Source organism: Clostridium disporicum, from assembly GCF_001405015.1.
In the GTDB taxonomy this organism is placed as follows: Bacteria; Bacillota; Clostridia; order Clostridiales; family Clostridiaceae; genus Clostridium; species Clostridium disporicum_B.
This window is the reverse complement of record NZ_CYZX01000001.1, coordinates 59,727-72,021: the sequence shown is the minus strand read 5'-3', so window position 1 is coordinate 72,021 and position 12,295 is coordinate 59,727. Positions and strand designations below refer to the sequence as shown.

Annotated in this window: 11 protein-coding genes and 1 riboswitch; of the genes, 1 reads left to right on the top strand and 10 read right to left on the bottom strand. The window is 29.4% G+C overall.

Annotated elements, in window-relative coordinates; translation table 11 throughout:
• Positions 1–60: 60 nt before the first annotated feature.
• The 8 genes from ARA56_RS00340 to ARA56_RS00300 form a co-directional block, all read right to left on the bottom strand.
• Complete coding sequence (locus tag ARA56_RS00340; protein ID WP_055262774.1) at positions 61–1,092, bottom strand: winged helix-turn-helix domain-containing protein; 1,032 nt, start codon at positions 1,090–1,092, stop codon at positions 61–63.
• A gap of 240 nt (positions 1,093–1,332) precedes the next feature.
• On the bottom strand, positions 1,333–1,893 hold the full coding sequence (locus ARA56_RS00335; RefSeq protein ID WP_055262772.1) for a hypothetical protein: 561 nt from the start codon (positions 1,891–1,893) through the stop codon (positions 1,333–1,335).
• 15 nt (positions 1,894–1,908) lie between these two features.
• A complete protein-coding gene (locus ARA56_RS00330) occupies positions 1,909–3,234 on the bottom strand; it encodes a replicative DNA helicase (RefSeq protein WP_055262770.1) in 1,326 nt (441 codons plus the stop codon).
• A 466-nt stretch (positions 3,235–3,700) separates the two neighbouring features.
• Positions 3,701–4,639, bottom strand: a complete 939-nt coding sequence (locus ARA56_RS00320; RefSeq protein WP_055262766.1) for a helix-turn-helix transcriptional regulator — start codon at positions 4,637–4,639, stop codon at positions 3,701–3,703.
• Between the two features lie 40 nt (positions 4,640–4,679).
• A complete protein-coding gene (locus ARA56_RS00315) occupies positions 4,680–5,222 on the bottom strand; it encodes a DUF2800 domain-containing protein (protein WP_055262764.1) in 543 nt (180 codons plus the stop codon).
• A gap of 271 nt (positions 5,223–5,493) precedes the next feature.
• Entirely contained in the window at positions 5,494–6,840 is a 1,347-nt protein-coding gene (locus tag ARA56_RS00310) for a uracil-xanthine permease family protein (protein ID WP_172675727.1), read from the bottom strand.
• A gap of 108 nt (positions 6,841–6,948) precedes the next feature.
• Positions 6,949–7,050: riboswitch (purine riboswitch) on the bottom strand.
• Between the two features lie 187 nt (positions 7,051–7,237).
• Positions 7,238–7,840 (bottom strand): hypothetical protein, encoded by a 603-nt coding sequence (locus tag ARA56_RS00305; RefSeq protein WP_055262760.1) that lies wholly within the window; start codon positions 7,838–7,840, stop codon positions 7,238–7,240.
• Positions 7,830–8,378 carry an ECF transporter S component gene (locus tag ARA56_RS00300; RefSeq protein WP_055262758.1) on the bottom strand — a complete coding sequence of 183 codons (549 nt, stop codon included), beginning with the start codon at positions 8,376–8,378 and terminating at the stop codon, positions 7,830–7,832. The genes ARA56_RS00305 and ARA56_RS00300 overlap by 11 nt, the downstream gene beginning before the upstream one ends.
• 223 nt (positions 8,379–8,601) lie before the next feature.
• Between ARA56_RS00300 and ARA56_RS00295 the strand changes: the two genes are divergently transcribed.
• Positions 8,602–9,471, top strand: coding sequence for a DUF362 domain-containing protein (locus tag ARA56_RS00295; RefSeq protein WP_055262756.1), 870 nt, complete (start codon positions 8,602–8,604; stop codon positions 9,469–9,471).
• Positions 9,472–9,625: 154 nt separating this feature from the next.
• On the opposite strand, the gene ARA56_RS00290 is transcribed toward ARA56_RS00295, so the two are convergent.
• Together ARA56_RS00290 and ARA56_RS00285 are read right to left on the bottom strand one after the other, a co-directional pair.
• Positions 9,626–11,533, bottom strand: a complete 1,908-nt coding sequence (locus ARA56_RS00290) for an FtsX-like permease family protein (RefSeq protein WP_055262754.1) — start codon at positions 11,531–11,533, stop codon at positions 9,626–9,628.
• Entirely contained in the window at positions 11,533–12,285 is a 753-nt protein-coding gene (locus tag ARA56_RS00285) for an ABC transporter ATP-binding protein (protein ID WP_055262752.1), read from the bottom strand. Before ARA56_RS00285 ends, ARA56_RS00290 begins: the two co-directional genes overlap by 1 nt.
• Positions 12,286–12,295 lie beyond the last annotated feature (10 nt).

The following is a 12,295-nucleotide window of genomic DNA, read 5'->3' as shown; positions in this document are numbered from 1 at the left end:
TAGAGATTTGTGTAAAAAAATCTCTACTGTCTTTTTAATACTAAAGGTTTATATAATTACTTAGCATTCTAATCTATATCCATACCCTGGAACTGATTTTATGCATGTTAACCCTAGCTCTCTTCTTATTTTACTTATATGTGCATCAACTGTTCTATCGTTAACTTCATCTGTATACCAAACATATTGTATAAGCTGTTCTCTACTTATGATATTGCCTTTATTGTATACAAGTATCTTCAGTATTTCCATTTGCTTTTTACCTAATCTTACTCTTTCTCCTTCTTTTGTTATTATTTTCTGAGTGAAATCTACCCTAAGATTATCATATCTCCATACACCACTTATTAATTCACACAACTTTTCATATGTAGTACCATTATCTTCGTCGTTTTCTGTAATATTCTTTACTTCACTATTATCTTCTTTTTCAATATTGCTATTTATATAATTGTATCTTTCTTCTTCATAATAATTGTTTCTATTATCAATCCTTTCAAAGTTATCGAAATATTTTACTTTGTCAAAAGGAATTCTTAATAATTCCACTTTATTATTATCTTTCTCCTTTGTACATCTAAGATCATATCTTTCGCTCATCATACGGCTCACATCTACAAAGTCTTCATTTTCAGCTGAATGTATTATAAGCATATTTTCATCACAAACTTCTCTAAGCCATTGACATTCATTATTGATTCCTGAATTTATTTCTATTGAAATTCCAAATACTGTTTCTGCAAAGCTTTTAATTTCTTTTAAGCTATTTGCTAGTTTATTTAGTGGCCCATTAATATTATCGATATAATAAAATTCCTCAGCTATAATATCGTTTATTCTAAAAAAGCTATTAATATTACACTCTCTATTTTGCATAACCTTTTGAGAAGCAACAAAGTAACCACACACACTTTGTATAGAAGCAGTAAAATCTTCTTCTATTATTGATATACCATACTTCCAATATTGTAATTCTTCTGTAGGAACCTCATCATAAAATATAAAATTATTAAATAATTCATGTTCTGTAATTTCTTTAAGTATATTGGTTATTTCCCCTCTAATCCTTTTAAACTCTCTACCACATAACAACTTTTATTCCCCCAATTCAACACCTTCTCGTCAAACGTACGTTCTTTATCAATATTATACATAATTTCCAATAATATTTAAATACTTTTCTAGAAAATATGTTCGATTTATTATTTTGTATGTTTTTTAGTTTTATCCCTATCATCATTTACGAGTATTTTATTTTAGATTATAAACACTTCTTTGTATAGAAAAGGAAGTATTATTAGTTACTTCCCATTGTGATTTATATTTTTATTATTAATTATACATTTTCTTATTTTTTCTACTGTGAAAATAGTATTTCTCTTTATCATAGTCCATATATAAGTTTAGTAAAAAGTTTTCCATAATGATATTTTTAACACCGTTGGCCTCTTTTTCTACATTTTTTATTTTTTCAATAACCTTTGGCTCTAAATATTCTTTAACCTCAAAACTATTGCTTATATATAATGGAACATACCAAGCTAATACCTTGTATATATTTCTATAAATAGTTAGTGATGTTTCAAACTCTCCTTCCACTTCGTCATGTATTACTCTATTTCCAAGATATCTTATAGTATGAAAAGCTTTTGTAACCTCTTCTTCTAGTAGTCTTTCTCTTTCTAATAGATAAATTCTATCTTTCTGACTTATCTCTTCATTTTCTTTAATATTTTCAGCTGCTATAATATTTCTTGCTATCCTTTCTGCCATAGTCCTACCTTTTAAGATAACTGTATATGAATCTATAAATAGCATTTCTTCAAAATTCTTTATAATTTCTGCTAGGTATTTGTCTTTTTCTTTTATTATTTCTGCCATTTCACTAAACATAAACTCTCCTCCTATTTAAAAATTTGTTACTCTTGAATATCTTCCGTTCCATTTTAAAGCACAGGTTCCTCTGTCTCCATGTCTATTTTTTATTAATATTGCATTTATACATTCTGGATTTTCATCTGCATTTTTTGATGAGTATTTCAATTTTCCCTTTTTAAATAAAGCATCTCTATACATCTTATCGTCAAGCTTAATATTTCTATAAAGAGCTATAACCTGATCGCTATCTTGCTCAATTCTAGCACTATCTTGAATATCACTAGAATCAATCTTTTCTATAGCCATATCTCCACCTTTTTTATCGACAACTCTATTTGCCTGAGCCATTAGCACTATGCATATGTCTTCTTCCATAGCTAGAGTTTTAAGCATTCCACTTATTTTCCCAAGCTTATTTGTCATAATATCTTTATCGCTAAAATCTATATATTTATTTATATAATCAACAAAAACTACATCTAAAGAATTTTGAAGCTTGTATACTTTAATTTCATTTATAAACTTATTAAAATCTGTTTCTGTTGACACATAAAAGCTGCTATTAAGAAGCTTTGTCATATATTTTGTTATGTTTTCCTTATCTGTATTATTAATTGAATCATCATCTATAGATTTACTAGATATAGACAAATGACTAGCTGCCATTCTATTAAAGACTTGATTTCTTGTCATCTCTGCGCTACCATAAAAGACCTTAGCATTATTTTTAATCATATTTGCAGCAAGCTGAAGTGAAAATGTTGTTTTACCGACTCCACTTCTTGCAAATACAGTAATAAGCCTACCCTTTTGGAAGTTACCTAAATATTTATCAAGATGTATGAAGTCACTTTTTATACCATTATTTCTCTCTGAGTTATATAGCCAATTTACATAATCATCAAACTGAGTTGCAATATCTAGCTCCTTTTTAATCTCACACTTATGAACCTTAACCTTTACACTTTCAAGTTCACCTTCAATATCCTCAAGTGCCATATCACCATTTAACTTATTCATCATTTCAACATAAAGATGCTTTTTATAATTTTTAATAAGTAACTCAAGCTTTGTATTAAAGCCACTATCACTACCATTACATGTATAAATATCAGAAATATAAGATGCTCCATCCATATTCCTAATTTCAGCACTGTGATATTGAATAAAAGTAACTAAATCCACTTCCATCTTATTATTTACCATATCCAATATACCTAAATAAATCTTCATATGCTTATCATACAAAAACATCTCCGGCTTTATACTATCCCTAGCCTTTATAATAAGCTCATTGTTCCTAAACATAGAGCAAAGTATCTCCTGCTCCAATACTACCTGATTATTATCCAACATAAACTCTCCCCCTAATTATCATATTATCCTTACTCCTACAAACCCTAACCTTGCGATAGGCAACCCTTCACCATGGCCAAGCCATCTTTTCACCTTGCCACAGGCAACCTTTCTCCTTTGTGCCAGCAAACCTTTCACTTCGACGCAGTCGACTTTTCCCCTTTGCGCTAGCAAACCTTTCCCCTCACCGCAGGTGACCTTTCTCCTTTGCGTCAACAAACTTTTCTCCTCACCGCAGGTGACCTTTCCCCTTTGCGCCAGCAAACCTTTCACTTTGACTCAGTCGACCTTTCCCCTTTGCACCAGCAAACATTTCCCCTCACCGCAGGTGACCTTTCCCCTTTGCGCCAGCAAACCTTTCACTTCGACGCAGTCGACCTTTCATCTTTGCGCCAGCAAACCTTTCACTTCGACGCAGTCGACCTTTCTCCTTTGCGCAGCAAACTTTTCCCCTCGACGCAGTCGACTAATCAATATATTTTTCTATATCAAAATCTCCTCCATAGAGCTCCTCATCTTCATATTTATCTTTATAACTTAACCATATATCTCCCGTATCAATAAACCTCTTCATTCCATTTGGTCTACTAAGAAAATTAACAATCTTCCAAGGATGATTATAATAATGATTGCTATGATAAACCTTACTGTAATTTTCTATAGCTTGTACAATCTGCTCCTCTAAATAGATTTTAGATGCTGTATTTATTGCATCTGTGATTTTAGGATTTATATGTGGCTCTTTATTTATATTAATTTTATTCCAAGCATTAAATATATTTATATATAATTTATTATTTATATAACTATTTATATTATCATCTTTATCTCTATCTGACAGACTATTTTCAGAATTGTATACCCCTGTCAAACTGTCTATTTTACTTGATTTAGTCCCCATTCTACTCTTATAACAATTACACTTTTCTATAGATTCACTAAGTATTTTTTTATTACTTTCTTCTATTGGGTCATTACTTTTTGTATATATCTTTTCAGCCTTAGGTACTATTTGAGCATTACTTTTTGTACATACCTTTTCGACCATAGGTTCTATTTGAGCATTACTTTCTGTACATACCTTTTCGGCCATAGGTGCTATTTGATCATTACTTATATCTTCATTATTTTTAAATATTAAGCCTTCTTTTACAAAACTATAGTTAGTTGCTTTTCCTATAGTTTTTTCGGTAGATATATATCCTTTATCTACTAAAGCTTTTAAAATTGACTGAACCTTTGAGATTCTTGTTATACCAAATACATTGGATAATTCTCTTAAGGTAACTTTTATTATGTTATCTCCATCATTATCATAATATTTAAGAGTTAAAATCATGTATCTTTCATCTTTATTTAAGTTTTTATCATTAAATATAGTGCTTATTAAATTCTCATCCTTCATATCTCTATTTATTTTCCTTTCAATTATTTTAAAGCTTTTATCATATTAAGTTATATTCACATTGGTGCAAAAGGCTCATTATATTTGTTTCGTATATAGATGCTGTCATTAAGTTTGGCTGAATTATTGTAAGTCTTATCTTGTCATTTGTAATACTAGTTAAGAACTTGTCTATAGTAGCTAAGCCAAGTAGTTTAATATCTATATCCTGCGAAGAATTAATAAAGTCATAATCAAAGGATTTTATATCAATTACTTCAATGCTATCTTTACTCATTAAAATTACATCTGCATTAACTTCAGTTACAACTCCATCACAATGTAACTCTAACTTTTCATTAAGTAATACCTTGACATCCTCACCTTCTAGCTCCATGTTTTCAACTTCCTTCAAAACCGCTTTAAAGGCAATTTTAGATAATGTTTCTGAAAAATCAGTTAACTCATAATCAGTAGTAAGATCAATTAATTCTTCCTCATATTCATCATTTTTTATAAAACCAAAATTCTTCTTTAGCTTTAAAACTGTTAAATCCTTTACAATTTTCTCATTTTCTCGTAAATTTACATTATTATTAACCATAAATCCTCCATTTCAAATTAAATGCTACATTAAGCTCTAATTTATTTTCTTTTATTTCCTATATTTTAATTATAGAAAATGAATGTTGCATAAATATGAAGTTTCATGCTAACTTATCGACAGAATTTACTACAAAAAATAATAAAAAAAGCTATCTCGCAACTAATTTTTAAAGTTAGTTGCGAGATAGCTCCTATTTTTATGTACTTTTATTTAATAAATTCTAATAAAGATTTTCATTTAAGAATATTCTTATTAGTTAAATATACTATTATACTGCAATCTTTTCATTTTTAGTTTCTTCAATTTCTTCTTTATCTTCTCTTAAAACTAAATTTAAGATTAAAGCTACAATTGTACCTGTAGATATTCCTGATGCAAATATCATTTTTAATGCCTCTGGTAATTGTTCAATAAATTCTGGTCTAAATGTAACTCCAAGACCTAATCCAATTGCTGTAGCTATAATTAATAAATTACGTTCTGTTAATTTTACTCTACTTAAAGTCTTTATTCCAGCTGCTGCAACTGTACCAAACATAACAATTCCAACTCCTCCAAGTACAGGTTGTGGAATGCTATTGATTAATGCTGCTAATTTAGGTAAGAACCCTAAACAAACAAGTATTGCACCTGCTGCTACTGCCACATAACGGCTAGCTACTTTTGTTAAGCTTATTAACCCTACATTTTGGCTAAAAGATGTATTAGGGAAAGAGCCTAGAAGTCCACCGATTATGCTACCAATACCATCAGCTAATACACCTGAACCTACTCTTTTTTCATTCATTTCTACTTGTGAAGTCTCACCAACAGCTTTTAAGCATCCAACTGTTTCAATAGTAGTTACAAAATAAGCAGGTAAAAACGCAATAAGAGCCTTTAAGTCAAACTGTACTCCATATTCAAATATTTTAGGGAAAGATAACCATCCTGCTTCTCTTATTGGAGCAAAATCAACTAATCCAAAAGGTATACAAATTATATATCCAACAACCATCCCAATTAATATAGATGCACTGCTTAATAATCCTTTTCCGTAATGATTTAAAGCTAGTGTAATTATTAGTACTGCTATAGCAATTGATATATTTAACATGCTACCATACTCTGCTGAACCTGAACCACCTGCAGCCCAATCAATAGATACAGGTAATAATGTTAAACCAATTAAACAAACAACTGTCCCTGTAACTAATGGTGGGAAAAGTTTCATTAATGGTTTTATAAAAAAGCTTAGAATTATTTCAAAAAATGCCCCTAAAATTGTTGCACCAATTATTCCTGGTAATCCTAAAACTGACCCTACTGATATAGATGGTGAAACAAAGGTAAAATCTGTTCCCATTATACAAGCTACCTTAGAACCTGCTCTACCTACTCCCTTTGCCTGAATAATAGTAGCTAGTCCAGAAGCTAATATTGTAGCACTTATTAAAGTAGTTGTTGTCTTTCCATCAAATCCTAATGCTCCTGCTATTACTAATGGAACTACAACTATACCTCCAAAAGCTGCAAAAATATGTTGTAAACCAAATAATATCTTTTTGCTTAAAGATGGATTATCATCTACTTCATAAGTTAATTTGATTTTCGTATCTAGATTTTGTGAATTCATCATCTTGTCATTCCCTTCTTTTGTTATTAATAAAAACGTACTGCCTGTACAACAAAAAGCACCCCATAATAATATGAGGTGCTATAATAATGCTTATAATAAATTACAAACCTTCTTATATCCCCTCGTAGTCTGCTATTTTACGGCTAGCAGGTAGAAACTTTCCAACCTTATTATGGATTTTATACGAGTTAATACACAAATAATATCACGAACATTTTATAAAATCAACTATTTTTTGTACGCATTATTTTTTTCTTATGTATCTATCTTTGAAAAACATTTAAATTCTAATTATTCAATTCTCATAACATTTATTATTTTTATTACTTGCTCTTAGCAATATAGCTTGCCTCTGGAAATTTTCTGGACCTTCAAGGTCCAATACTCTCCATTTTTACCATGCTACTATAATGCAACCATTTTTAATATTAAACTTTTCAAAGTATGCATTTTCTTTAGGAATCCATTCTTCTCTAAACTTTATAAGCTGCTTTGGTCCGTTTCTTTTTTCTATATTTTCAAGCTGCTTTTCATCGCTTATATCTGTAAATATTTTTAAATCATAGCAGTTATTAAAATATGGATGAAGACTATAAGAGCCTTCAATTATATTAATCCTTTTTTGGCTTACTATATATCCATCTTTAATTTTTCTTTCCATACAACTGAAAGGTCTATAATTTACATCTTTCTTTTCAAGTATATTATCTAATACCTCTTCTTTAAACCTTTCATAATCAACATTTCCACCTACTTCTGATAAACGCTCTTCAGTTCTCTGATGATTTTGCAAGAAGAAATCATCCATATGAAAAAGGTTGCTATCATATAGTTTATTTAGATAATATCCTAAAGTTGTCTTACCACTAGCACACTTGCCATCTATTCCAATTACTAAAACATCTTTATCGCTATTTGCTATTAATTCATCCACTGCTTCTTTTATGTTTCTAAAACGTTCTTCACAGTGTTTATTCATTATTAATTTATCTTCCATAAGATATTCTCCTTGCTTCGCTTGCTTTAATTTTTATAACAAGTATTGGTATAAATACAAGCTGAATTATTATTCCAGGAATAGCATTTACAAAGGCTTGCATCATAAATATCTGCCAAGTAAATTGATTTCCAAGAGCAGTAAATAAGCCATAAGAAACTACTCCCCATACAGCTCGTCCTAAAATCATAGCTGTAATTAATGATATATATACGCCTATCTTCTTATCCTTAACTCTGCTATACATAATTCCTGATACTAAACCATAAGTTGCAAGCTCAAAAGCCATAGCTGTTGCTATAGGCATTAATGGTGGTGCTCCAAAAGTTACACTTCTTAAAAGTGGCACAACAAAGCCTACTACAAGCCCATAAGGTGCTCCACAGATAAATCCAGCAAGAATTACTGGAATATGCATTGGACACAGCATATTTCCTATACTTGGAATTTGCATTGTTATAGATGGTAGTATAAGTCCTATTGCAATAAATAATCCTGATAATACTAATTTTTTACTGTTAATTTTATTTAAGTTCATATTCCCCTCCTAATTTAAATAATACCATTTATTTTATATTTTCCCACAATACGTATTACTTTAACTATATCACTTAAAGTTAACTCTAAGTCAATATTTTTTTACTTAAATTTCATTAATTAAGTTTTTAGTAAATATTTTCTAATTTCTACTTGACTTGAAGTTAACTTCAAGGTCTATAATAATACAATGGCTAACTAAAAAAGAAGGGATTGTGAGAAAAATGGAAAAATCAAAAGTCTTTTTTACTTCTGAAATAACTCCAGAAAATATGATAAAAATGTATAATGCTCTTGGAGTAAAATCTGAGGGAAATGTAGCAGTAAAGGTCCATTCAGGTGAGGTTGGAAATCAGAATTTCATTCGTCCTGAGTTTATGAAACCAATAATAGATTATGTTAACGGAACTGTTGTTGAATGTAATACTGCATATGAAGGGAAAAGAAATACTACAGAAAAGCATAAGGAAACTATGGAACTTCACGGTTGGAATTCTGTTGCTAATGTAGATATACTTGATGAATCAGGTGATATGGAGCTTCCTATAAATGGTGGTAAGCATTTAAAAACTAATTATGTTGGTAAAAATATGGATAAGTATGATTCTATGGTTGTACTTTCACACTTTAAAGGTCATCCTATGGGAGGTTTTGGAGGTGCTCTAAAGAATATCTCTATAGGTCTTGCTTCTTCTCATGGGAAAGCTTATATTCATGGTGTAGGAAAACCTGAAGAACTTTGGACTGCTGACCATAACTCATTCCTTGAATCAATGGCTGATGCTTCTAAATCAATTATGGAATATTATAAAGATAAGATTGTTTTTATAAATGTTATGTGTAATATGTCAGTAGACTGTGACTGTTGTGCTGTTGCTGAAGACCCAAAGATTGGTGATATAGGAATACTTTCTTCTACTGACCCAGTAGCTCTAGACCAAGCATGCCTTGATTTAGTATATTCTTCTAAAGATCCAGGTAAATCTCATCTTATAGAAAGAATAGAATCAAGAAATGGTGTGCTTACTGTAAAAGCTGCATCAGAATTAGGTGTTGGAAATAGAGATTACGACCTTATTGTAATTAACGATTAATAATCAGAATAATAATTGTTTTGGAAGCCATTTTACTGGCTTCCAATTTAATTTCTTAATTTAATAATGAAATTTAACACTCTAGTAAATGTAGTTTAACTATATTTAGTAAGTTTTATATAGCCTATTCTTTTCTACTTTACTTCTATCATTCTCATACTTTAACGATATTTTTAAAGTTTTTAATAGATATTATTGCACTTATTATAAATATAGCTATTGATACTACTACACTAATAATAAAAGTAACAGTTAAATTTTCTGATAAGAATTTTCCTAAAACCTGTATTGCAAAGAAACTATGAAGAAGTCCTATTGATAATGGTAGTATATAAAATAGAGAAACTTCTTTTCTAATAGCTTTTCCTAAGTCCTTCTTTGATGCTCCTATATTTTTTAGAATCTTATATTTTTCCTTATCTTCTGTAGCATCACTATATATCTTTATATAAATTATGCTAGCCTCTGCCAGTACAAATACTAGAAATAGAAATGCTCCAATTGCATATACAACCTTTAACCATTCTACATTTTTAGTCCTATATATCCCTACTTGAAAATTAATATCCTCTGTTAAATAAGGTTCTAATGCTTCTCCTAATTTATTTGAAAGCTCTTGATTTAATAACTCATCATCATTTTTCACCTTAATTCCATAGAAATTAACCATTTCTCCACTACTCTTAAGCTTTTCGTATTCATCATTATTAACAACTACTGTTGGATAATTAATAAGTGAGCCTAAAACCTTAAATCGTATATCACCTTCACTAATCTCATAAGTTTTATCACTAACAGTTACATCCTTTTCCTTGAGTAAGCTTGCCAATGTTCCTGGGCGTTGTATATAGATAGCCTTATTTCCTTCTACCATTTCTTCATTAACTTTTGCTAAATCTTTTTCATATCCATTAGCCTTTAAAATATTAGTAAATTGGTCATAAGATAATAATATATAATCTTCTTTTTTCCACTCTTCAATATTTTCTAATGTATTCTTAACTATTGCCACTTCTGTATTTAAATCATATTTCTTACTACCTAAAATATTTGTGATTTCATCTGATATTTTTTCATCATTTATTGTATTTGAAGAATAAAATGACATTGAAAATAATTGGTCATTTTGTTCACTCATTGTATAAAGCTTTCTCATTGAAACTGCTGTACCTAATACTGTAACTGTACATGCTGTTAAAATACCTATTGTAGCATAAGTAGTGTAATTCTTCTTTATTCTGTAAGCTAAACTATTAATAGTTATTACATTCTCACCTTTATATAATATTTTTTTATTATTAATTAAAAAGTTAAGAACTACAGGAATTGCAGCATAAAACAATCCATAAGTACCTATACAAACTAAAACCAATGTTTTTAAAGCATTTATTTTCGAACTAAATACTAGATAATATCCATAAGTAATAAATCCAACGGAAACAATAGCTATAATATAAGTAAACACAGTAATCTTCGGCATCTTTTCAGACTTCTTACTATCATTTAAAAGGTCAATTACCTTACTTCTTGCAATGTTAACAAAGCCTTTTATACTCATTAATAAAAATATAAACATAAATATTAAAAATGTGCTTACTATAGAATTAGCTGTAACAGTAAATTTAACATCTACATTAAATCCTGCAACTGCAAAAACTATCATTTGAAAGAACTTAGAAAATAATACACCAACACCAATTCCAATTACACTAGCAGATAAGCCTATTAACATCATCTCTGAAAAATAGATTTTACCAATAGTTTTTAAATCAACACCCATAAAGGTAAAAAGTCCAATTTCCTTTTTCCTATTTCTCAAAAACACATTTGATGTATACCAAATAAAGAAAAACATAAAAACAGCTAAAATCACACTAACTGCTTGTAACATCATCTTAGTATAAGATGCATTAGCTTCTCCTAACACCTGTATTGCCTCGCCATTCATAAGTATAAAAAAATTACTTAAAATAATTACTGAAAAAATCATAGAAATAAAAAACATGGTGTATGTTTTTATATTATTCTTAAAATTATTAAAGGCTATGGAAAGTATACTCATTATTTAGCACCTCCTAAAGTTGCTAATAAATCAATTATCTTACCATAAAACTCTTTTCTATCATTACCTTTATTTAATTGACACTTTATCTCTCCATCACTAAGCATATAAACTTTTTTAGAATAACTTGCACTAAAAGCATCATGAGTAACCATTATTATAGTTGCTTTATTTTCTTCGTTTACTCTCTTTAAACACTCTAATAAGTCTATAGAAGATTTTGAATCTAAAGCTCCTGTTGGTTCATCAGCAAATATAACCTTAGGCTCTGTAATTAACGCTCTAGCTGCTGCACCTCTCTGCTTTTGTCCTCCTGATAATTCATAAGGGTACTTTTTAAGATGCTCTGTAAGCCCAAAAATATCAACCATCCTAATAACTTTATCTTCAATTTCCTTACTTTTCTTTCTTCCCAATGCTAATGGAAGTGCTATATTATCCATTAATGTCATGTTATCTAAAAGGCTATAATCTTGAAATATAAACCCTATCTTATCTTTTCTAATGTTTGATAACTCTTTATTTTTCACCTTTGTAATATCTATTCCGTCTAAAAGTATTTCACCTTTAGTAGGCTTATCTAATGTAGATAATAAATTTAAAAGAGTTGTTTTTCCTGCTCCTGAGGGCCCCATTATAGATAAGAATTCTCCCTCTTCAACAGATAAAGATATATTATTTAAAACTCTGGTCTTAAAGCCTTTAATTCCATAATCCTTTGATAAATTATTTAACTTTAATATTTCACCCATCTATTATTTC